We start from the raw sequence: 21,959 nt of genomic DNA on the forward strand, positions 1-21,959 counted from the left end.
ACAGGAGTGATGACTATGTTGACGAACAGACAATTGCTTATATTGCAACTGACGGTTGACGATTTCATCGAATCCGCACAACCCGTCGGATCGAGGCAGCTATCCAAAAAGCCGGAAGCCCCATTTAGTCCAGCGACAATACGGAACGAAATGGCTGACCTAGAAGAGATGGGTTATCTTGAAAAGACCCACACTTCATCCGGCAGAATACCATCTGAAAAAGGGTACAGGTTTTATGTAGATAATTTATTAACAAAAGAAAAGTTGAACACAGAAGACAGCATTCACCTGCGCTCGGTTTTTCGGGAAAAAATTGTGGAGACTGAAGAGTTAATACGAAAGTCGGCCACAATATTGTCCGATTTGACAAATTATACTTCGATTCTCCTTGGACCCGATACATCGCTGCATGCAGTGAAGCGTTTTTCAATCGTTCCATTAGATGAGAAGACGGCTGTCGCTATTATTGTCACGGACAATGGACGTGTTGAGAATAGGCTCTTCAATGTACCGGAAGGCTTTACAGCGTCTGATATTGAAAAAATGGTTAACATCCTGAACGAGCGGCTTATTGGCACTCCGCTTGTCCATATTCAGAAGATACTTGCTCAGGAGACGAAAACGGTGTTGGAACGTCATATTCATCATGCAGGCGACTTGTTCGCTTCATTCCAACGGGCGATTTCAATCGAACCGCAGGAACGGCTGTTTTTTGGTGGTAAAATGAACATGATGAAGCAACCCGAATTCAATGATATCCACAAGATGAAAACAATTTTTGAATTAATGGATAAGGGCGCACCAGCAATGACGTTTTTTCAGGAAGGTATAACAGGTATTCATGTCCGCATCGGTTCTGAAAACAATCACAATGCTATGGAAGATTGTAGTGTGATTACAGCGACATATTCGGCCGGCGACAATATGACGGGTTCCATCGCAATCATCGGACCAAAACGGATGGATTATGCAAGAGTAATCACCATGCTTGATTTAATGAGCAGTGATTTGTCCAGAGAGTTGGCGAGGCTGACAATCGGCGGAACAGCAGGGAGGAACGACTAATGACAACTGTAAACGATGAATTTAAAGAGAATGAAGAAGCAGTAGTAATTGAAACGCCCGATAATACAGACGACATAATCGAATCAGGTGAAAATACCGAGGAGAATGAAATCGTTGAAAACGGGGAAGACACGATTGTGCAAGAACTGACTGACAAGCTACAAGAAGAAGAGAATAAGCGGTTTAGACTTCTTGCAGATTATGAAAACTTCAAGAGACGTGCTTCGCTTGATAAAGAAGCGCTACAGAAGTATCGCGCACAGAATGTCGTGACGAATCTAATACCAGTTCTTGATAACTTTGCACGGGCACTTACTGTGGAAGCAAAAACTGAAGAGGCTCAAACGATGATGACGGGATTAGATATGATTTACCGTACATTCGTTCAAGCCCTTGAAGATGAAGGTCTCGTTGAAATTCAAGCCTTGGATCAGGAGTTTGATCCGAATTTCCATCAGGCAATTATGACGGGTTCGGATGAAGATAAACCATCGGGCATCGTACTTGAACAAATGCAAGCTGGTTATATGTTGAAAGATCGTGTATTGCGACCAGCAATGGTTAAAGTAAACGAATAAAAAATGTAACATATATATAGGAGGAATTTGATTATGAGTAAAATTATCGGTATTGACTTAGGGACAACAAACTCAGTAGTAGCAATTTATGAAGGCGGAGAGCCGAAAGTTATTCCAAATCCAGAAGGTAACCGTACAACTCCATCCGTTGTTGCATTCAAGAACGGCGAACGTCAAGTCGGGGAAGTAGCAAAACGCCAATCAATCACTAACCCAAACACAATCATGTCTGTAAAACGTCATATGGGATCTGACTTTAAAGTGAAAGCGGAAGACACTGAATATACACCACAAGAAGTTTCGGCAATGATTCTTCAGTATTTGAAGGGCTATGCGGAAGAGTACCTAGGAGAAAAAGTAACGAAAGCAGTTATTACAGTTCCTGCTTACTTCAGTGATGCACAGCGTCAAGCAACACAAGATGCTGGTAGAATTGCAGGCCTAGAAGTAGAACGTATCATCAACGAGCCAACTGCGGCTGCACTTGCATACGGTCTTGACAAAACAGATGAAGACGAAACGATTCTTGTTTATGACCTTGGTGGCGGTACGTTCGACGTATCAATCCTAGAACTTGGCGACGGAGTATTCCAAGTTAAATCAACAGCGGGCGATAACAAGCTAGGCGGAGACGACTTTGATGATGTTATCATCGACTTCCTTGTTCAAGAATTCAAAAAAGACAACGGCATTGACTTGTCGAAAGATAAAATGGCGATGCAACGTTTGAAAGATGCTGCTGAAAAAGCGAAAAAAGACCTTTCTGGCGTAACAACTTCACAAATCTCATTGCCGTTCATTACAGCTGGCGATGCAGGTCCGCTTCACTTGGAGATTTCACTTTCACGTGCGAAATTCGATGAATTGACTGCTCACCTTGTTGAACGTTCAATGGTACCAACTCGTCAGGCAATGAAAGATGCTGGCCTTACTGCATCTGAAATCGACAAAGTAATTCTTGTTGGTGGATCGACTCGTATTCCTGCAGTCCAAGAAGCAATCAAAAAAGAAACAGGTAAAGAGCCATATAAAGGCGTTAACCCGGATGAAGTAGTTGCACTTGGTGCAGCTGTTCAAGGATCAATCTTAAGTGGAGACGTTACAGACGTTGTTCTTCTAGACGTAACACCTCTTTCACTAGGTATTGAAACAATGGGTAACGTGTTTACTAAGCTAATCGAACGTAACACGACAATCCCGACTAGCAAATCACAAGTATTCTCAACAGCGGCAGATAGCCAGCCAGCGGTTGATATTCATGTATTGCAAGGGGAGCGTCCAATGTCTGTGGACAACAAAACGCTTGGTCGTTTCCAATTGACGGACATTCCGCCAGCACCACGTGGTGTTCCACAAATCGAAGTAACATTCGATATTGATAAAAACGGTATTGTTACAGTTAAAGCGAAAGATCTTGGAACACAAAAAGAGCATAATATTACAATCCAAGCAAGCTCAGGTCTAACTGACGAAGAAATTGAACGCATGGTGAAAGATGCTGAAGCAAATGCTGAAGCGGACCAAAAGCGTAAAGAAGAAGCAGACTTGAAAAACGAAGCTGACCAACTTGTATTCATGGCTGAAAAGACATTGAAAGATCTTGAAGGAAAAGTTTCAGAAGAAGAAGTGAAAAGTGTCGAAGAAGCAAAAGAAGAGTTGAAAACTGCGCTCGAAGCTGCTGATTTTGACGAAATCCGTACTAAAAAAGACAAGTTGAATGAAATTATCCAACAAATGACTATGAAAATGTACGAACAGGCAGCAGCTGAATCTGCTGAAGGCGCTGAAAACGCAGGCGAACCTAAAGACGACGATGTCGTCGACGCAGATTTTGAAGAAGTAATCGACGAGAAAAAGTAAATAAGAATGATCGTTGACGGAAAAGTCAAAGTCCGATATTCCGGCTTTGGCTTTTCCGATTTTTATTAGGTGATCTTGACTTCAGCACCTAGCCCCTAGGCCAACACGAAGTTGGTCATGCAGTCTAGCTGATAAAGGTAAATAACGCTTTTATCTTCAAGTCTTTCAGCGCTTTTTAAGGCTGATCGGGCGCTTACGCTTTTCAGTTCTTAATGGTACAATAGGCAATATCCAAAGTATTTCGGGAGAGTGAAGTAATGAGTAAAAGAGATTATTATGACGTGCTTGGTATAGCGAAATCGGCTTCAAAAGATGAAATCAGGAAAGCGTATCGTTCGCTTTCGAAAAAATTCCATCCAGACTTGAACAAAGCAGATGATGCAGTTGATAAATTTAAAGAAGTGACTGAAGCATTTGAAATACTGAGCGATGATTCGAAAAAAGCCAATTACGACCAATTCGGGCATACCAATCCGAACCAAGGATTTGGTGGTGGTGGAGGAGCTGACGGATTCGGCTTCGATGATATATTCAGTTCATTTTTCGGAGGAAATACACGACGACGCGATCCGAATGCCCCTAGAAAAGGCGACGATTTACAGTATTCGATGAACATTGATTTCATGGAAGCTGTTTTCGGGAAGGAAACGGAAGTTGAAATACCGAGAGAGGAAGACTGCGATACTTGTGATGGTTCAGGCGCTAAAAAGGGGACCAAACCTACGACATGTACACATTGTGGTGGTTCGGGACAAATCAGCGTTACGCAAAACACACCACTTGGCCAAATGGTCAATCGTCGAGCGTGTCAGCATTGTCGAGGAACTGGTAAAATAATTCCTGAGAAATGTTCAACTTGTCACGGCGCAGGTAAAGTAACCAAAAGGAAGAAAATTAAAGTAACGATTCCTGAGGGGGTCGATGATGGTCAACAACTTCGTGTATCAGGACAGGGAGAACCAGGTCATAAAGGTGGACCTTCGGGCGATTTATATATCGTTTTCCGCGTTAAGGCGCATGAGAAATTTATCCGTGAAGACGACGACATCTATTTGGAACTTAACCTAACCTTCCCCCAAGCTTCACTTGGTGATGAAATCGAAGTGCCGACTGTGCAAGGCAATGTGAACTTGAAAATTCCGGCAGGCACGCAAACAGGAACGCGATTCCGCTTAAAAGGCAAAGGTGTTAAAAATGTCCATGGCCGAGGAATTGGAGATCAGCACGTTGTAGTGAAAGTGTTGACGCCTAAGAAAATGACAGAAAAACAGAAAGAACTGATGCGTGAATTTGCTGCAATTAGCGGAGATTCACTCGATGAGTATTCAAGTTCACTGTTCGATAAAATCAAACGGTCAATTAAAGGCGACTGAAAGGGATGAATTCATTTGAAATGGTCGGAAATATCTATTCATACGACGCATGAAGCAACTGAAGCAGTAGCGAATATTTTACACGAAGCTGGTGCAAGTGGAGTTGTTATCGAAGATTCAGCAGAACCAAATCGAGTCCACGAAGACCGGTTCGGTGAAATATGGGCACTTGACAAGAACGATTTCCCAGTGGATGGCGTTATCTTAAAAGCCTATTTACCAGTCAATAGTTTTCTGATTGAAACGGTGAAAGATATAGGTCAGTCAATCAGCGGCTTATCGGAATTTGGAATAGATGCAGGGGAAAATGCCATTCAAACAAATGAAGTCGATGAAGAAGATTGGGCAACTGCCTGGAAAAAGTACTATCATCCTGTCAAAATTTCAGGTCGCTTTACAATTGTACCGACATGGGAAGAATATGAACCTGTCGAATCAGATGAATTGATTATCGAATTAGATCCTGGCATGGCATTTGGAACGGGCACTCATCCTACAACGGTTATGTGTTTACAAGCGCTTGAGAAATACGTCAAGCCGGGAGACACAGTTGTAGACGTGGGAACAGGTTCTGGTGTGTTATCTATCGGGGCAGCACTTCTAGGTGCTTCACGTGTCCATGCACTTGATTTGGATCAGGTTGCAGTTGTAGCTGCACAAGAAAACATTGAGCTGAATCATGTTGAAGAAACGGTAGAAGTGAAGCATGGCAATCTTCTAGACTCTGTAAAAGAGCCCGCAGACATCATCATCGCAAATATCCTGGCAGAAGTTATCATGTCCTTTTCACAAGATGCGTATTCAATTTTACCGCAGAATGGCCTGTTTATTGTTTCGGGAATCATTGGCCAAAAACGCGATTTAGTTAAAGACGATCTGATTAGCAAAGGATTTGAGATTGTCGAATCTGTTCTTATGGAAGACTGGGTTGCTATCATCGCTAAAAAAAGGAGCGTGTAACGATTTGCAACGTTATTTTCTGCAAACTCCTTTTGATGAATACGGAAATGCACTAATTACTGGTGATGACGGTAAACATATCGTGCGTGTCATGCGGATGACTGTTGATGATGACATTATTGCTGTTACTAATGGAGAAGCCTTCGTTTCCCAAATTACAGAGATTTTACCTGACGGCGTCGTAATCCATCGCAAAGAAGAACCACTTCAGTCAAACGAAATGCCTGTTAAAGTAACAGTAGCTTGTGGTCTGCCAAAAGGTGATAAACTCGATTTAATCGTTCAAAAAGGAACGGAACTCGGTATGGCAGGGATTTTTCCGTTTCAAGCCGAGAGATCTATAGTTAAATGGGATGACAAAAAAGGTGACAAAAAAGTTGAACGACTTCGCAAAATTGCCAAAGAGGCTGCGGAGCAATGTCATCGCACAGTTATCCCGGAAGTAAGGAATCCATTCTCTGTTAAGCAGTTAATCGCTGAATCAGAAAAATTTGACGTCCTTCTGTTTGCTGATGAAGAAGACGCAAAAAGTGGAGATCCACATAAAATTGCGGATCGTCTAAAAAATGTCTTACCTGGTCAAACGGTACTTGCTGTATTTGGACCTGAGGGCGGGCTGTCGAGGACAGAAGCCGAAACACTACGTTCTGTAGGATTTTTACCAATAGCATTAGGTCCGCGCATACTGCGGACGGAAACGGCTCCTTTGTATTTATTGTCCACAATGTCTTACGAATTTGAATGAAAGTGGTGAGCAGTTGTGTCTTCGGTCGCATTCCATACGTTGGGCTGCAAGGTGAATCATTACGAAACTGAGGCGATCTGGCAGCTTTTTAAAGAAGCTGGTTACGTCCGCGGTGACTTCGAAAAAAATTCTGATGTTTATGTCATTAATACATGTACAGTGACGAATACCGGTGATAAAAAAAGCCGGCAAGTCATTCGTCGTGCTGTTCGGAAAAATCCGGACGCTGTAATTTGCGTAACAGGTTGTTATGCACAAACGTCCCCTGCGGAAATTATGGCGATTCCAGGAGTAGATATCGTCGTCGGAACACAAGATCGGGCTAAACTTCTCGGACTCATTGATGAATTCCGTATGGTGCGTCAGCCAATCAATGCTGTCCGTAATATCATGAAAAACAGGATCTATGAAGAACTCGACGTCCCTACATTTTCAGATCGTACACGTGCATCCCTTAAAATCCAAGAGGGTTGCAACAACTTCTGCACGTTCTGCATCATTCCTTGGGCACGTGGATTAATGCGTTCCCGTGATCCGCAAGAAGTCATTCGTCAAGCGCAACAGCTTGTTGATGCGGGCTATCTTGAAATTGTATTAACCGGTATACATACGGGCGGTTATGGTGAGGATTTGAAAGATTATAATCTTGCTCGTCTGCTCCGTGACCTTGAAACACAGGTCAAAGGACTGAAACGTCTACGTATCAGTTCGATTGAAGCAAGCCAACTGACGGATGAAGTGATTGAGGTCCTCCGTGAGTCAACAACTATCGTCCGTCATCTGCACATTCCAATTCAGTCCGGTTCAGACACAGTATTGAAGCGTATGCGCCGGAAGTATACAATGGCGTTTTTCGCAGACCGTCTAGATAGACTTCGTGAAGCGTTGCCGCAACTGGCGATCACTTCAGACGTCATCGTCGGTTTTCCAGGCGAGACGGAAGAAGAGTTTATGGAAACGTACAACTTTATACGTGATCATAGATTCTCTGAACTTCATGTTTTTCCTTATTCAAAACGAACAGGTACTCCAGCTGCTAGAATGGAAGATCAGGTTCAAGAAGAAGTGAAAAACGAGCGTGTTCACCGTTTAATCGAATTAAATGATCAGCTAGCGAAACAATATGCGTCTACTTTTGAAGATGAAGTGCTTGAAGTAATTCCAGAAGAGAAATATAAACTTGAACCGGATAGCGGACTGTATGAAGGTTATTCAGATAACTATTTGAAAGTTGTTTTCCCAGCCGATGAATCAATGGTGGGCAAAATAGTTCGTGTGAAAGTTGCTAAAGCAGGTTATCCATATAACGAAGGGCAGTTTGTCCGCGTTGTGGAGGAAGCAACACAACTTGTTTAAGGTTTCAATTAAGCTATACCTACTTTATTTTGAGTAGGTATAGCTTTTTTCGTGCAGAAATGAATTGTTCTTGATATGATGAAAGAAGTACGGACAACTTGAGGAGGTATTCATTTGAATACAAATTTTGCAACTTATATTGATCATACAATATTGAAAGCTGACGCAAAGAAAAACGAAATCGAAACATTATGTGAAGAAGCTCGAAAATACACATTTGCATCAGTATGTGTAAACCCAACTTGGGTGAAAACAGCAGCGGCTGCGCTAGAAGGAACACTTGTTAAAGTATGTACAGTAATTGGTTTTCCTCTGGGAGCTTCAACTTCTGAAGTGAAAGCGTTCGAAACTGGGAATGCAATTACAAACGGTGCAAAAGAAATCGATATGGTTATCAACATTGGCGCTCTTTGCGGTGGTGATGATGAAACTGTGAAAAAAGATATTGAAGCGGTAGTTAATGCTGCAAAAGGAAAAGCAATTGTTAAAGTCATCATTGAAACATCCCTTTTAAACGATAAGGAAAAAAGGAAAGCATGTGAACTTTCTGTCCTTGCAGGTGCTGATTTCGTGAAAACATCGACAGGTTTCTCAACAGGCGGTGCCACAGAAGAGGATGTCAAGTTAATGAGAGCAGTTGTTGGACCTGATATGGGTGTTAAAGCATCAGGTGGTGTCCGAAACTTAGCGGATATGAAGAAAATGATTGATGCAGGGGCGACAAGAATCGGCGCCAGTTCAGGCGTTCAGATCATGCAGGGCCTTGAATCCCAATCTGATTATTAATTTAAAAGTTTTATATTGACCAATAGTTAAATTCGCGGTATAATTTATGAGTACATGGCACTTGGTCATGTTATAGAAGTGTGTTTGGAGGGAGGGACAAGAGATATGTCGAAAACTGTTGTTCGTAAAAACGAATCGCTTGAAGATGCTCTTCGCCGCTTCAAACGTACTGTATCCAAAAGTGGAACAATACAAGAGGTAAGAAAGCGTGAGTTTTATGATAAGCCAAGTGAAAAACGTAAAAAGAAATCTGAAGCTGCAAGGAAACGTAAATTCTGATTTCCTGTGGTGATGAGTTCGACCTTGTTTTAAAACTAAAATTTGGTAAACCGGAAAATCCTTTATGGGTTTTCCGGTTTATTTGTATATGAGGTAAAACAAAACTTTTTAAGGGAAAGTGAAACTTCCGAGCAATCTAAACGTATATAGAGATATAATAGAATCTATAAAGAGAGAGGTGAAAAAAACTATGCATAAAATGATAGGAAGGATTATCCTTTTCATTTTATTCGTATCGGCATTCGCATTCCCACTCTTAGAAACAGGAGCGGCAACTTCGAAAGTCTATAAAGTTCCAGTTGAAAACGTTGTTGAGAAGGGATTGTACGCTTTTTTAAAGCGGTCATTCGAAGAAGCGGAAGAGGCTGGAGCAAAGGCTATCATTCTGGAAATTAATACTCCAGGTGGATTTACCGATGCGGCTGACCAAATCGCTAAGCTGATGGATGAGAGTCCTTTAAGAGTAATCGCTTACATTAATAATAAAGCAATCTCTGCTGGTGCATTCATAGCGCTTTATGCCGATGAAATCTATATGTCACCTACCGCAACAATGGGAGCCGCACAAGTAATCGATTCTGCGGGAAATGCGGCGGATGTCAAAGCTCACAGTGTATGGGTTGCAGACATGATAACTGCTGCTGAGTCGAAGAAAGGCCGAGAACCGATATATGCAGAAGCGATGGCAGAACCTGAAACTAATCTACCTGATTATCGGGCTGGAGTAGGAAAACTGTTAACGCTAAAAGCGGATGAAGCAAAAAAAGTCGGTTACAGTAACGAAACAGTGGGGTCTTTCAATGAATTGCTAAAAATTACAGGACTTGAAAATGCGGATATCATTTCAACAAAAGAAACATTTGCTGAGAGTATTGCACGTTTCGTCACAAACCCGATTGTTGTACCAATCCTCTTATCGATTGCAGGATTAGGGTTTGTACTTGAATTATACTCACCGGGATTCGGTGTACCAGGAACAATGGCTGGAATTTCGTTGGTTTTATTCTTTTACGGACATCTTGTTGCGGGGCTCGCGGGTTACGAAACGATTATCTTGTTCCTTATTGGGGCGGGTCTGGTCGTTGCAGAAATTTTCCTGCCACATGGTATAGCAGGGGTCATTGGATCGCTCGCAATTATTGGAAGTATTATTATGGCGGGCGGCAATCCGATGTATATGGCGATTTCTGTCCTTATCGCGGTTGCTATCGCTGTTATAGGGATGGTGATTATTATGAAATTTTTCGGTAAAAAATTGCACTTGCTCAACAAAGTTGTGCTAATGGATACAACTGATACGGATAGTGGTTATGTTTCGAATGTGAACAGGATTGAATTACTTGGACGCATTGCTAAAACATCTACACCGCTAAGACCATCTGGAGCAATTGAGCTTGATGGCGAGCGAATTGATGTCGTTTCTGAAGGAAGCTACATTGGCAAAGGAATAAGTGTTATCATTGTAAAGGTTGAAGGTTCCCGGACAGTAGTAAGGGAATCAAAAGAGAAAGGGGAGAATGAATAATGCCAGCAATCGCAGGTTCAGCAGGTTTAATAGGTATTGTAGCAATCGTTGTTATCGCAATAATTGTATTGTCCGTATTTTTCACACTCGTCCCTGTAGCGCTATGGATTTCTGCCATGGCAGCAGGAGTAAGAGTAAGCATCTTCACACTGATTGGTATGCGTCTCCGCCGGGTTATCCCGAGCCGGATCGTCAATCCGCTAATTAAAGCACATAAGGCTGGACTCGATGTAACAATTAACCAGCTTGAAAGTCATTACTTGGCTGGAGGGAACGTCGACCGTGTTGTCAACGCCCTAATCGCTGCACACCGTGCAAATATCGAGCTTACATTTGAACGTGCTGCGGCTATCGATCTTGCAGGTCGTGACGTTTTAGAGGCAGTTCAAATGTCCGTTAACCCGAAAGTTATTGAAACTCCATTCATCGCCGGCGTGGCAATGAACGGAATTGAAGTAAAAGCAAAAGCGCGTATTACAGTCCGTGCAAACATCGACCGTCTTGTCGGTGGTGCTGGTGAAGAAACAATCGTTGCCCGTGTTGGTGAGGGTATTATCTCGACAATCGGTTCATCTATTGACCATGCAAAAGTACTGGAAAATCCAGATATGATTTCTCAAACTGTTTTAGCAAAAGGTCTTGACTCAGGTACTGCATTTGAAATTCTATCAATTGATATTGCAGACGTTGATATCGGTAAAAACATCGGTGCAGAACTTCAAACTGAACAAGCTATGGCTGATAAAAACATCGCACAGGCAAAAGCAGAAGAACGCCGTGCAATGGCTGTTGCAAATGAACAGGAAATGAAAGCGAAAGTTGAAGAGATGCGTGCGAAAGTTGTCAGTGCTGAAGCAGAAGTACCGCTAGCTATGGCAGAAGCGCTACGTAACGGTAATATTGGTGTTATGGATTATGTAAATTATAAAAATATCCAGGCAGATACTGGAATGCGTGATTCAATCAGTAACTTTGGTGGAGATAAGGAAGCGACAGAAATTAAGAAGAACTAATACTTGAGAAGCCATTTCCTGGAAAGGGGATGCACGAATGGAACAGCTAATCATTTTTATCATTTTGGCTCTTGTCGGATCTTTCTTTAGGGGCAAGAAAAAAGAACCTGAGAAGGGGCCGCAGCCTAAGCCGGTGACGGCAACGGGGCGCGCTTCAGAGGGGCCGACAACTAAACTAAAAGAGATGTACCGTGAATTGCAGAGAGAAATGGCAGGAGCAGATGCGGAGCCGCCTAGCCGTCAGCTACCAAAGCAGCAGCAGCAACAAACAACAGTAACGGTTTCCCCTGCTCCTAAAGTAGCGCCACCTGCAAGACCAACTGCTGATAGAAAAGAACGTGGTAATTCATCAGCGAATCGACACATCGAACGCCCGGATTCATCTACGAATCGACATAGTGGAAGATTGTCTGCACATGGTGGTCAACGTCCAACTATGTCCACTATACAATCGCACGAGTTAATGCCGAAAAATCAAAATGACTTGCTGAAAGGCATTGTATTCTCTGAAATTTTTGGCCCACCGAAATCAAAAAGATAAGCATTGACCCTCTATCCGAATCATACGATGTGGATAGGGGGTTTTATATTTTGAAAAGACTATTTCAAACCGGTTCATCAGTTACAATTGAAGATTTCGCTTCATTACGGATTAATGGCCCTTATTCTTTGTTGAAACTCGGCCCCGATTTCGCGATCATCAGCAGTGGAGAGTACAGGATTGAGGCGATAGGTACCGATTTAACAGTTGAAACGTTATCAGAAGAAGTTGCTGTTTTCACATTCACTTCAATTACTACCATGAATGTGACGACAGGTGCAGACAAGGAAGCGGAGCGCAATGCGTAAACGCTATGCTGTTAGAATTTCAGGCGACGGTAACCTTTCTGGATTCCTCACGAAACTTGTAACAATTGGAACAAAAATAACATCGCTATCAGTTGTAGATGGGGTGGCACGTTTTCGAACAGATCGTAGCGGGCTTCGTGCTATCCGGCGTAATAGAAGGCATTATCGATTAAAAGTGGCCATTTCGATTGCGAATCTTGAGTCAGGATCAATTGGACTTTTCACATCAAGCCGCTTTCTCATCGCATGTCTCATTCCTTTTGTTGCCTCATTTTTCCTTTGGACAGTAGATGTTGAATCGGATATGCCGGAAGTCGTGGACAGAATTGAAAAGAAACTTGAAAAAAGTTCAATCGTTTTGTTAAGACCCTTGGCTTTAATTCCTGATGAAGGTGAAATCCGCCGCGAGCTCATGCTCGATGATCCCGCTTTATCATGGGTTAGATTTAGACGGGTTGGAACATCTCTGACAATTATTCCGATGTTATCACCTCCTACAACTAACATTGTTGAAACGAAGGAACCGCCGTCTCACCTTGTAGCACGTACAGGGGGTGTTATAACGCGTTTCGAGTTAGAAAAGGGGGAACGGGTCGGTCATGTTCATCAGACTGTTAAGGAAGGGGACGTGCTAGCAACAGGTATACTGGAACAAGGTGATAAAACGACAGTTGTTGGAGCGGACGGTGCCGTGTATGCTGATTATTGGGTCGAATACACGTTTACTCTACCGAAAAAAATCAATTTCCAGTTACAAGGTGATGAAATTGTGAACTATACTTTTAACCTCCCATGGAAGCAGCAAGGAAAAGAAGGATGGACTCTAGGGTCTCTCATCGAAACCGAAAGACATATGGAAGAAACCGCAGGGCACTTTGAATTGGTTGAAGGTATGGAAGAAACGGTTATAATTCCTTTGTTAAAAAATAAATTAATGTCGGAATCTTTTTCGAATGCAATTATTAAAGATGAAAAAGTTTTACACGTGACATTCGATAATGATAAAGTTAGAGGGACAATATTGTTTCTTATTAATGACAATATTGCTGTTAAAAGACTGATTCCCAAGGAGACTGAGCCTATTGGATGAGCAAATGATTCAACTACATGTTGAAGACCCTAATGAAACAGTAATGCTTCTCGGAATTTCTGATCAAAATATGAAACTGATTGAAGAGCAGTTAAACGTTTCAGTATTGACTAGAGGCGACACAATTTCAATCAGTGGCGCTGAAGATAGTAGGAATTCGGCCAAAGCGCTTTTGGAACAGTTATTGAAAGTAATACGTAAAGGCATTAATATCAATCAACGTGATGTCTCGACTGCTCTCGAGATGGTGAAGAGTAGCACAATTGAATATTTTGCAGAGTTGTACGATGAAGAAATTTCAAGGAATATGAAAGGAAAAGCGATTCGTGCAAAGACTATCGGTCAGCGTGAATATGTCAGCGCGATTCGATCGCGAGATCTTGTATTTTGTATCGGGCCAGCTGGGACTGGGAAAACGTACTTAGCGGTCGTACTAGCTGTTTTAGCGATGAAGACGGGTTCTGCGAAGCGGATTGTCCTAACACGTCCCGCAGTCGAAGCAGGAGAGAGTCTGGGCTTCCTCCCAGGCGACTTGAAAGAGAAAGTTGACCCATACCTTCGTCCGCTTTACGACGCGCTACACGATGTCTTGGGGGCGGAACAAACAGATCGACTTATGGAACGAGGTGTTATCGAAATTGCACCGCTGGCTTATATGAGAGGACGGACACTCGATGATGCCTTCATTATTCTTGATGAAGCACAGAATACAACAAAAGCACAAATGAAAATGTTTTTAACACGTCTCGGTTTCGGGTCGAAAATGGTAATTAACGGGGACAAAACGCAAATAGACTTGCCAAGAGGAACTGAATCGGGACTTATTGTCGCTGAAAAAATTCTTAGTAAAGTAGAAGAAATCCATTTCCAATACTTGGAGCAGGGTGATATCGTACGTCATCCAATCGTTGCAAAAATAATTGAAGCATACGAACAGGAGCAGTCATAGAAAGTGACTGCTTTTTCTTTAGTATCATCGCTGCTCTGATTATAGCTATAGAGAAGTAGGGGGAGAGATTCCAATGTTCCAACCAATCAGGAAGCTATTTAAATCACTTAAATTCAATTATTTATCCTTGTTTTTAATCGGTCTATCCACTATACTTCTGTTTTCTTTCATGTATGGCAGTGTGAAAAAAGAAACATATGAATTGGAATCTTTTCAAATTGCACCAGATACCATTCGTTCCTTAAAAACGGTTGAGGACACAGTGAAAACCGAACAGGATAGGGAACGTGCCGCTAATGAAGTAGGCCCTTCATATGTATTTTCAGAAGACGTTGTAAAAAATAGACAAGCAATCGCGACGTCATTGTTCGATTTTCTAACCGAAGTAAAAACCCAAGATGAGTACGATCAAACTAATTCGGAGAATGCTTCTAAGTCATCCAAAGAATTAGTCGCAGAAATGCGCACTAAACTTATCAGTTTGGAAAAAGAAGAGCCTAGTCTGCGACTTAGTGATGATGCCATAGCTAATCTTTTAACCCTGAGTACAGACGCTCTACTGAACGCGCAAAGCGTATTAGTCGGTGTACTAGGAGAGGAATTATCGAAACCAGTACGAACAGCGGATCTGTCAACTGTCCGCTATGAAGCGGAACGGAAAATTAGGCTTACAGATTCGGTTCCACCTTCAATCTTACAGACGTTAATAACACTTAGCCGCTACCTAGTTGTAGAGACGGAATCGATTCATGAGGAAATGACAAAGGCTAGGATTGGACAGGCACGGGAAAGTGTCGAACCTACGCGCATCTTGCAGGGACAAGTAATCGTCCGTGAAGGGCAGGTTATTGACAAAGAAATATATAGGCAATTAGAGCTGGCGGGCGTATTGTCAAATCAGTCGTCTATGAAACCGCTGGCGGGCCTAATTTTATTTGTCCTGTTCGTAGGTGCGATTATTTATATGCATTTCCTGTCATGGAGTGAAAATAGAGTTGTGAAGAAAAAGGCATTGCTCATTGTATTAGTTGTTTTTTTCCTGCTCGTTATCATAATGAAGCTCATTTCCCTTATTGAAAAAGACTTTGATGTTCTATTGGCATTCCTGTTCCCGACAGCACTCGCTCCAATGCTTATTAAGCTACTGACGAACGAGCGACTTGCGCTGATGACGACAATTATCACCGCGGCAACAGCGGGCATTCTGCTACAAGAAGGTTATGCGGCAATCATTCAGATGGAAGTTGCATTGTACATACTTTTCGGAGGTATTGTGAGCTTGTATTTACTAGGAGACAATGGCAGACGATCGAATATTTTACGGACAAGTTTAGGGGTTTCCGTTTCAAATATGATGTTCATCGCATTTTACCTCTTGATGACACAGTCATCTTACGATTTGACGGAATTAGTGTATTATATGATAGCGGCAATTGTTTCGGGCATATTGTCAGGAGCACTTACAATTGGGCTCATGCCCTTTTTTGAGTCTGCCTTTCGGCTATTATCGGATATGCGACTTATCGAACTATCGAATCCGAATCACCCGCTTCTGAAAAAAGTGCTAACTGAAACGCCAGGTACTTATCATCACAGCGTTATGGTCGCAAATCTTGCCGATACGGCATGTGAATCGATTGGTGCGAATGGACTTCTTGCCAGGGTGGGAAGTTATTATCATGACATAGGAAAAACGCTAAGACCTGGTTACTTCATTGAGAATCAGCATGCTGGTCAAAATCCACATGACTCATTATCACCAGAAAAAAGCAGGGATATCATTATTGCCCATGGAGAAGACGGTGCGAAACTTCTTGAAAAGCATAAAATGCCAGTAGAAATCATTGATATCGCTCGTCAGCATCATGGAACGAGTACGTTGAAATATTTTTACTTTAAAGCTAAGGAATCTGGGGAAGATGTAAAAGAAGAGGATTTCCGCTATGCAGGACCAAAACCTCAAACAAAAGAAATCGCAATCATCTCAATAGCAGACAGTGTTGAAGCAGCTGTACGATCAATGAAAGAACCGACTTCAGAAAAAATTGCAGCACTCGTACGATCTATCGTTAATGATAAAATGAACGATGGCCAATTCGATGAATGTGATCTTACTATGAAGGAATTGAAGAAAGCGGAAAGAGTTATGTGTGAAACGTTAAATGGGATTTTCCATAACCGGATTGAATATCCGAAGTGAGTACGAAGGGAGCTAGTTGTAAATGTTGAAAATATATTTTGAGGACGAAACAGCTAGGGTCGATGACAAAATCGAGGATTTGATCCGGAAGTTGTTAAATCATGCTACTAAAGAAGAAGAATTAGCAGGCGAAATGGAAGTTTCGGTAACATTCATGACGGATGCAGACATTCAGGAAGTGAATGCAACCTATCGAGGTAAAAATGTACCGACGGACGTTATTTCATTTGCACTAGAAGAATTAACGGAAGGCGAAGTAGCTATTATTCCTGAAGAAGGCATGCCAACCGCTTTAGGTGATATACTTATTTCAGTGGAAACAGCTGAGCGGCAAGCAGGGGAATACGGCCATGATTTTAATCGTGAAATTGGATTTCTTGCGCTTCATGGCTTCCTTCATCTTCTTGGCTATGATCATATAACTGAAGAAGAGGAAGCTGAGATGTTCGGCAGGCAAAAGGAGATTCTCGCTTCATTTGGACTCGAGAGGTGATTGATCGATGCGGAAGTTCCTTCAATCTTTTGTCTACGCGTGGAATGGAATCTGTTATGGCATAGGAGCAGAACGGAATGCGAAAGTGCATGTGATGGCCGCAATCATCGTCATTGTAGCGGGTTTTATGACGGGCCTTTCGCAGTCAGAGTGGTTCATCGTCATTATTCTGATTTGCGGAATGCTGGCGCTTGAGCTGATGAATTCTGCGGTCGAACGTGTCGTCGATCTACTAACAACTGAACGTCATATACTCGCGAAACAAGCGAAAGACCTCGCAGCAGGCGCGGTCTTAGTGTATGCGATTGGAAGTGCAATAATCGGTTTAATGTTATTTGTTCCGAAATGGTTTAACTAAATTGAAGAGGTGTCAATATGGATGTAGAAAAATTAATTGCTGAATCGAAAAAAGCGCGGGAGAAAGCGTATGTCCCGTATTCGAAATTCCCAGTTGGAGCGGCGCTGTTAGCTGAAGACGGGACTATCTATCACGGTTGTAATATTGAAAACTCAGCTTATAGCATGACCAATTGTGCTGAACGAACAGCGTTTTTTAAAGCTGTTTCCGATGGCGTACGTAGCTTCAAAGCGCTTGCGGTAGTTGCAGATACAGAAGGGCCTGTTTCCCCGTGTGGAGCATGCAGACAAGTGATTGCAGAGTTTTGCGATGGCTCGATGCCTGTCTATCTCACGAACTTGAATGGGGATGTAGAAGAAACAACTGTAGCAAAACTATTACCAGGCGCGTTTTCAAAGGAGGATCTTTCATATGCAGCAGAACAACAATAAAGGGTTCAAATCGGGATTTATCTCGATCATAGGACGTCCTAACGTAGGTAAATCGACATTTCTTAACCATGTAGTCGGACAAAAAATTGCGATTATGAGTGACAAACCACAGACGACTCGCAATAAAGTACAAGGTGTCGTCACGACAGAAGAATCTCAAATCATCTTCATCGATACACCGGGGATTCATAAGCCAAAACATAAACTTGGTGATTTCATGGTGAAAACGGCCCGCAACACATTGAAAGAAGTAGATGTGGTCATGTTCATGGTCAATGCAGATGAACCGATTGGCCGCGGTGACCGTTTCATAATGGAACTTCTTGAAAATTCAAAGACACCGGTATTCCTTATCATCAATAAAATTGATTTAGTTCATCCGGATGAACTATTCAAAATCATCACTTCGTATACAGCAGAGTATGACTTTGCTGAAATCGTACCAATCTCTGCGATAAACGGAAATAATGTGGAACGTCTTCTTGAAACGATGATTAAATACTTACCTGAAGGACCTAAATATTATCCAGACGATCAAGTAACGGATCACCCGGAACGGTTCATCATTTCCGAATTAGTTCGTGAAAAGGTATTACATCTAACCAGGGAAGAAATTCCACACTCTATAGCGGTTGTTATTGAGAAGATTGAACGCGAAGAAGGACGGGAAATGGTCAATGTAATGGCGACAATTGTCGTCGACCGTGATTCCCAAAAAGGCATTGTCATCGGTAAAAAGGGTGCATTGCTAAAAGAAATCGGAACGAATGCTAGACATGACATCGAAATGTTACTTGGTTCGAAAGTGTTCCTTGAGTTATGGGTAAAAGTGCAGAAAGACTGGCGCAATAAACCCGGCCATCTGAAGGAATTCGGATTTAGGGATGACGAGTATTAAGTAATTGAACGCATCCTAAGTGCGCCGCGTCCTTCGAAAACGGATGCATGACCCACTTCGTGTGGGCACAATGTTGAAGCGGCCTGTCGTGTCAGGCTGCTGAAGCGGGACAAAGAAATACGGTCTATGTTCGCAAGTATTTAAGGGCTAGACAAAAAAATGAGGTGATTGCTTCGCTGAACAAATGGGAAGGAATCATCCTAAGAGGTATTCCGTACGGGGAGTCTAACAAAATTGTCACGCTCTTTACTCGTGAAGGCGGTAAGATGACAGCGATGGCGCGTGGAGCGAAGAAACCTGCAAGCAGGCTAGCTGCTGTGACGCAGCCATTCACACATGGTTCATTCCTGATTCGTACTGGTAGAGGGATGGGAACACTGGAACAAGGTGAGGCCATCGATTCAATGCGACATATTCGCGAAGACTTGGAAGCAACAGCTTATGCAAGTTATGTTGTTGAACTGATTGATAAGTTAACGGAGGATAATGAGCGTATTGCTGGTATCTATGGATTGTTGTATGAAGCGCTTCACGCTATCAATGAACAATACGATCCAGAAGCAATTGCATTGTTTGTCGAGTGGAAAATGTTGCCGGTTGCCGGTATCCATCCAACACTCCATCAATGTGCAAATTGCGGAGCGACTGAAGGCGAGTTTGCTTTTTCATTCATGCAAATCGGCTTCATTTGTCATCGGTGTTTCCAGGTAGATAAGCATTCGATTCGGATTTCACCTAGTCAATTGAAATTGATTCGGACATTTTATACGGTCCCTATCAATCGGGTCGGTAATTTGACGTTGAAGAAGACGACAAAAAACTTCATGAAAAGACTAGTCCGAACAATTTATGATGAACAAGTAGGAATTCGATTAAAATCGAGATCATTCCTTGATCAGCTCGACTCAACACCCGAACTGCTACCTAGAAAAGAAAAACCAGAAGAGAGTGGCGAATAGTCCTCTTTACAATAAACCCCGAACCTTGGATCCTATGAAATAAAGTCCAAGGTTCGGGGTTTTGTTTGTAAATTATTTCTTACTTACACATTAGTGACCCGTTTAAATTCAATAAATCGCGTGCCTTGGAAAGTGATCATTCCAGCATCACCATCAGCCAACATACCATATTGGGAACCGTTTACTGCTAGTTCCATACGATCTCCGCTCTTTACTTGAAACGTGGCATAATACCAAGTGCTTGCCGATGAATCGCCTGATCCGCCGGAAGTTTTTGTTCTTTTTGTAACAACTTCGGCTGGCACAGTTAGTTGTGGGGAATTATTATTCGAATTCCACGTACCGATGGATTTCACAACGGCGAAAATAATTCCACCAAAAACGATAATTGCAATTATACCGATAAAGATGGGGATAATCGTAAACATAGCATCTCCCATAGGTGAATACATATACAAAGCCTCCTGATATATTTTAATAGTTGTATAGATGTTATACGCGCCATTTTTGAAATAGTTTCATAACGCCTTTGATATTTAACTTAGATATCCTTATACTGATACGAAAGGAGGCGGGAATTACCTATGAAATACATAAAAACAACTCCTCAAATAATTGCCTTATATGGTTTTGTCCTGATAGGGAACTGGATTCAAGATTTTCTTCATTTGCCGCTTCCGGGAAGCATAATTGGACTGTTAGTATTGTTGGCTGCCCTTTCATTGAATGTATTTCAGCTTGAATGGGTTGAATCGGGCTCTTACTTCCTTTTATCTTATTTGCCATTATATTTTATCCCAGCGACCGTAGGCGTGATGAATTACGGACATGTCTTTGCGGGAAAAGGATTTCTGTTAATACCTATCACGATGATCAGCACGTTTTTGACGATGTGGATCTCTAGTAGTATAAGTCAATTTCTTGCCAATAAATCGGCCAAGAAGGAGGAGGTTTCATGCAAATAATACTGTTTTCCATCCTCTTTGTTAGTATAACAATTGCTGTTTATCTAACTATGAACTTATTATATTTTAAATACCACAAAGCGTTCTTCATACCAATACTAACAACAACAGTAGGCATTATTTTGATTCTTGTTCTTTTTAATATTCCTTACGAAACGTATATGCTAGGAGGAATGTGGGTTGACCTGTTGCTGGGGCCCGCGATTGTATCATTGGCCATCCCATTATATAAACAAAGGGAGTTAATCAAACAGAATATGCTTCCCATACTTGGCGGTGTATTGACGGGCGTTCTTGTTGGCATGATTAGCGGTGTGCTTTTTGCAAAACTGATGGGATTTTCAAAAGAAATCATATTTTCACTATTACCTAAATCGATTACAACACCTATAGCCATACAGATTGCTTCGGCATTGGGCGGCGTAACTTCGCTTACAATCGCTTTTGTCATGATTGCGGGGTTTACTGGTATCATTCTAGGGCCGACATTTTTGAAATGGTTTCGTATCGATACTGCAATCGGTCGTGGAATCGGGCTGGGAGCTACGGCTCATGCATTAGGTACGTCGAAAGCGATCGAACTGGGGGAACAGGAAGCATCTTATAGTTCCATTGCAATGACGCTATCTGCGATTATTGGCTCTATCGTTGGGCCGGTTATGGCTTGGTTTTTTTATTGAACTCGAAAAAGATTGTTGCAACTATGATCCAATTTCTTATTCAATAGGGCGAGGAAATTGAGTTCAAAAGAGAATGTTATTCGGGCATTGCCAAGAAAAGTAATAGCTTTGGCGATACCGTACTTCAACGAAAGTAACGTGCAATCTTCATGGCGGAATGTAGAAGTAAAGTTAGTAACAACGCTAGGTTACAAGCTATACAATTTTCCAGTCATTCTCCTATACGGGTTGTTAACTTCTATAGTGAGCAACTAACCATCATCCATTTTATCGAAAAATAGGTCTTTAAAGTTGGAGTGTTTACTGTCGTTACTTTTTCATTTGATTTTCGGACTACTATGACTTTGGGTAAGACTTCTAGCGGCTATCATTAACTTTATGATAGACAGGTATTTAAGGAAAAGAAAAAGTCTGTATAAATGGAGCAAAACCAATAAAAGTTTAATTACTCAAATTGGGTTATTACTATATGTTTAAAGCAATTTTAATAGTTTCAGATTTTATTGCGAACTGGAAAGAATATATGGCCTTTTGATTCACTATCACC

The 21,959-nt window shown here is 42.0% G+C and carries 24 protein-coding genes; 23 read left to right on the forward strand and 1 reads right to left on the reverse strand.

Annotated features, from left to right (window positions below):
* Nucleotides 1-15: 15 nt before the first annotated feature.
* From hrcA to recO, 21 genes are all read left to right on the forward strand, one after another.
* Complete coding sequence (gene hrcA, locus I2483_RS12495) at nt 16-1,065, forward strand: heat-inducible transcriptional repressor HrcA (protein ID WP_207277478.1); 1,050 nt, start codon at nt 16-18, stop codon at nt 1,063-1,065.
* On the forward strand, nt 1,065-1,643 hold the full coding sequence (gene grpE, locus I2483_RS12500; RefSeq protein WP_186668700.1) for a nucleotide exchange factor GrpE: 579 nt from the start codon (nt 1,065-1,067) through the stop codon (nt 1,641-1,643). The genes hrcA and grpE overlap by 1 nt, the downstream gene beginning before the upstream one ends.
* Nucleotides 1,644-1,676: 33 nt before the next feature.
* Nucleotides 1,677-3,503 (forward strand): molecular chaperone DnaK, encoded by a 1,827-nt coding sequence (gene dnaK, locus I2483_RS12505; protein ID WP_186668702.1) that lies wholly within the window; start codon nt 1,677-1,679, stop codon nt 3,501-3,503.
* A gap of 257 nt (nt 3,504-3,760) precedes the next feature.
* Nucleotides 3,761-4,876 carry a molecular chaperone DnaJ gene (dnaJ, locus tag I2483_RS12510; protein WP_186668704.1) on the forward strand — a complete coding sequence of 372 codons (1,116 nt, stop codon included), beginning with the start codon at nt 3,761-3,763 and terminating at the stop codon, nt 4,874-4,876.
* A gap of 15 nt (nt 4,877-4,891) precedes the next feature.
* Nucleotides 4,892-5,836 carry a 50S ribosomal protein L11 methyltransferase gene (gene prmA, locus I2483_RS12515; protein ID WP_207277479.1) on the forward strand — a complete coding sequence of 315 codons (945 nt, stop codon included), beginning with the start codon at nt 4,892-4,894 and terminating at the stop codon, nt 5,834-5,836.
* A gap of 4 nt (nt 5,837-5,840) precedes the next feature.
* Nucleotides 5,841-6,581 (forward strand): 16S rRNA (uracil(1498)-N(3))-methyltransferase, encoded by a 741-nt coding sequence (locus I2483_RS12520; protein ID WP_207277480.1) that lies wholly within the window; start codon nt 5,841-5,843, stop codon nt 6,579-6,581.
* Between the two features lie 15 nt (nt 6,582-6,596).
* Entirely contained in the window at nt 6,597-7,937 is a 1,341-nt protein-coding gene (gene mtaB / locus I2483_RS12525; protein ID WP_207277481.1) for a tRNA (N(6)-L-threonylcarbamoyladenosine(37)-C(2))-methylthiotransferase MtaB, read from the forward strand.
* A gap of 114 nt (nt 7,938-8,051) precedes the next feature.
* Nucleotides 8,052-8,723 (forward strand): deoxyribose-phosphate aldolase, encoded by a 672-nt coding sequence (deoC, locus tag I2483_RS12530; protein WP_207277482.1) that lies wholly within the window; start codon nt 8,052-8,054, stop codon nt 8,721-8,723.
* Nucleotides 8,724-8,828: 105 nt separating this feature from the next.
* Nucleotides 8,829-9,002: a 30S ribosomal protein S21 gene (rpsU, locus tag I2483_RS12535; protein ID WP_067208368.1), complete on the forward strand. Its 174-nt coding sequence runs from the start codon at nt 8,829-8,831 to the stop codon at nt 9,000-9,002.
* A gap of 190 nt (nt 9,003-9,192) precedes the next feature.
* On the forward strand, nt 9,193-10,527 hold the full coding sequence (locus tag I2483_RS12540; protein WP_207277483.1) for an NfeD family protein: 1,335 nt from the start codon (nt 9,193-9,195) through the stop codon (nt 10,525-10,527).
* Nucleotides 10,527-11,540 (forward strand): flotillin-like protein FloA, encoded by a 1,014-nt coding sequence (gene floA / locus I2483_RS12545; RefSeq protein WP_207277484.1) that lies wholly within the window; start codon nt 10,527-10,529, stop codon nt 11,538-11,540. Before I2483_RS12540 ends, floA begins: the two co-directional genes overlap by 1 nt.
* Nucleotides 11,541-11,577: 37 nt before the next feature.
* The gene (locus I2483_RS12550) at nt 11,578-12,081 is read left to right on the forward strand and encodes a hypothetical protein (protein ID WP_207277485.1); all 504 of its coding nucleotides are present in this window, start codon (nt 11,578-11,580) and stop codon (nt 12,079-12,081) included.
* 50 nt (nt 12,082-12,131) lie between these two features.
* Nucleotides 12,132-12,389 carry a hypothetical protein gene (locus I2483_RS12555; protein WP_067208378.1) on the forward strand — a complete coding sequence of 86 codons (258 nt, stop codon included), beginning with the start codon at nt 12,132-12,134 and terminating at the stop codon, nt 12,387-12,389.
* Entirely contained in the window at nt 12,382-13,479 is a 1,098-nt protein-coding gene (locus I2483_RS12560; RefSeq protein ID WP_207277486.1) for a sporulation protein YqfD, read from the forward strand. Before I2483_RS12555 ends, I2483_RS12560 begins: the two co-directional genes overlap by 8 nt.
* 4 nt (nt 13,480-13,483) lie before the next feature.
* On the forward strand, nt 13,484-14,428 hold the full coding sequence (locus tag I2483_RS12565) for a PhoH family protein (protein WP_481886344.1): 945 nt from the start codon (nt 13,484-13,486) through the stop codon (nt 14,426-14,428).
* Between the two features lie 73 nt (nt 14,429-14,501).
* Entirely contained in the window at nt 14,502-16,628 is a 2,127-nt protein-coding gene (locus I2483_RS12570; protein WP_207277488.1) for an HD family phosphohydrolase, read from the forward strand.
* 22 nt (nt 16,629-16,650) lie between these two features.
* Nucleotides 16,651-17,121 (forward strand): rRNA maturation RNase YbeY, encoded by a 471-nt coding sequence (ybeY, locus tag I2483_RS12575; RefSeq protein WP_207277489.1) that lies wholly within the window; start codon nt 16,651-16,653, stop codon nt 17,119-17,121.
* A gap of 7 nt (nt 17,122-17,128) precedes the next feature.
* Nucleotides 17,129-17,479, forward strand: a complete 351-nt coding sequence (locus tag I2483_RS12580; protein ID WP_207277490.1) for a diacylglycerol kinase family protein — start codon at nt 17,129-17,131, stop codon at nt 17,477-17,479.
* Between the two features lie 17 nt (nt 17,480-17,496).
* Entirely contained in the window at nt 17,497-17,910 is a 414-nt protein-coding gene (locus I2483_RS12585) for a cytidine deaminase (protein ID WP_186673475.1), read from the forward strand.
* Nucleotides 17,891-18,808, forward strand: coding sequence for a GTPase Era (gene era, locus I2483_RS12590; RefSeq protein ID WP_207151020.1), 918 nt, complete (start codon nt 17,891-17,893; stop codon nt 18,806-18,808). Before I2483_RS12585 ends, era begins: the two co-directional genes overlap by 20 nt.
* A 176-nt stretch (nt 18,809-18,984) precedes the next feature.
* Nucleotides 18,985-19,767, forward strand: coding sequence for a DNA repair protein RecO (recO, locus tag I2483_RS12595; protein ID WP_207277508.1), 783 nt, complete (start codon nt 18,985-18,987; stop codon nt 19,765-19,767).
* An 83-nt stretch (nt 19,768-19,850) separates the two neighbouring features.
* Here the strand turns inward: recO and I2483_RS12600 are convergent, their stop codons facing one another.
* Nucleotides 19,851-20,219 carry a DUF2500 domain-containing protein gene (locus tag I2483_RS12600; RefSeq protein WP_207277491.1) on the reverse strand — a complete coding sequence of 123 codons (369 nt, stop codon included), beginning with the start codon at nt 20,217-20,219 and terminating at the stop codon, nt 19,851-19,853.
* 132 nt (nt 20,220-20,351) lie between these two features.
* Here I2483_RS12600 and I2483_RS12605 point away from each other — a divergent pair, with 132 nt between their 5' ends.
* A complete protein-coding gene (locus I2483_RS12605; protein WP_207277492.1) occupies nt 20,352-20,732 on the forward strand; it encodes a CidA/LrgA family holin-like protein in 381 nt (126 codons plus the stop codon).
* Entirely contained in the window at nt 20,723-21,412 is a 690-nt protein-coding gene (locus I2483_RS12610; protein ID WP_207277493.1) for an LrgB family protein, read from the forward strand. The genes I2483_RS12605 and I2483_RS12610 overlap by 10 nt, the downstream gene beginning before the upstream one ends.
* Nucleotides 21,413-21,959: the final 547 nt, after the last annotated feature.

Source organism: Sporosarcina sp. E16_3, from assembly GCF_017347125.1.
Lineage (GTDB): Bacteria > Bacillota > Bacilli > Bacillales_A > Planococcaceae > Sporosarcina.

Excerpts from the sequence above, each read along its gene's own strand:
- floA (WP_207277484.1), top strand. The coding sequence starts at position 10,527 with ATGCCAGCAATCGCAGGTTCAGCAGGTTTAATAGGTATTGTAGCAATC.
- dnaJ (WP_186668704.1), top strand. The coding sequence starts at position 3,761 with ATGAGTAAAAGAGATTATTATGACGTGCTTGGTATAGCGAAATCGGCT.
- I2483_RS12570 (WP_207277488.1), top strand. The coding sequence starts at position 14,502 with ATGTTCCAACCAATCAGGAAGCTATTTAAATCACTTAAATTCAATTAT.
- hrcA (WP_207277478.1), top strand. The coding sequence starts at position 16 with ATGTTGACGAACAGACAATTGCTTATATTGCAACTGACGGTTGACGAT.
- I2483_RS12565 (WP_481886344.1), top strand. The coding sequence starts at position 13,484 with ATGATTCAACTACATGTTGAAGACCCTAATGAAACAGTAATGCTTCTC.
- era (WP_207151020.1), top strand. The coding sequence starts at position 17,891 with ATGCAGCAGAACAACAATAAAGGGTTCAAATCGGGATTTATCTCGATC.
- I2483_RS12585 (WP_186673475.1), top strand. The coding sequence starts at position 17,497 with ATGGATGTAGAAAAATTAATTGCTGAATCGAAAAAAGCGCGGGAGAAA.
- I2483_RS12540 (WP_207277483.1), top strand. The coding sequence starts at position 9,193 with ATGCATAAAATGATAGGAAGGATTATCCTTTTCATTTTATTCGTATCG.
- I2483_RS12600 (WP_207277491.1), bottom strand. The coding sequence starts at position 20,219 with ATGTATTCACCTATGGGAGATGCTATGTTTACGATTATCCCCATCTTT.
- I2483_RS12580 (WP_207277490.1), top strand. The coding sequence starts at position 17,129 with ATGCGGAAGTTCCTTCAATCTTTTGTCTACGCGTGGAATGGAATCTGT.
- I2483_RS12605 (WP_207277492.1), top strand. The coding sequence starts at position 20,352 with ATGAAATACATAAAAACAACTCCTCAAATAATTGCCTTATATGGTTTT.
- I2483_RS12610 (WP_207277493.1), top strand. The coding sequence starts at position 20,723 with ATGCAAATAATACTGTTTTCCATCCTCTTTGTTAGTATAACAATTGCT.
- rpsU (WP_067208368.1), top strand. The coding sequence starts at position 8,829 with ATGTCGAAAACTGTTGTTCGTAAAAACGAATCGCTTGAAGATGCTCTT.
- grpE (WP_186668700.1), top strand. The coding sequence starts at position 1,065 with ATGACAACTGTAAACGATGAATTTAAAGAGAATGAAGAAGCAGTAGTA.
- ybeY (WP_207277489.1), top strand. The coding sequence starts at position 16,651 with ATGTTGAAAATATATTTTGAGGACGAAACAGCTAGGGTCGATGACAAA.
- I2483_RS12560 (WP_207277486.1), top strand. The coding sequence starts at position 12,382 with ATGCGTAAACGCTATGCTGTTAGAATTTCAGGCGACGGTAACCTTTCT.
- I2483_RS12550 (WP_207277485.1), top strand. The coding sequence starts at position 11,578 with ATGGAACAGCTAATCATTTTTATCATTTTGGCTCTTGTCGGATCTTTC.
- dnaK (WP_186668702.1), top strand. The coding sequence starts at position 1,677 with ATGAGTAAAATTATCGGTATTGACTTAGGGACAACAAACTCAGTAGTA.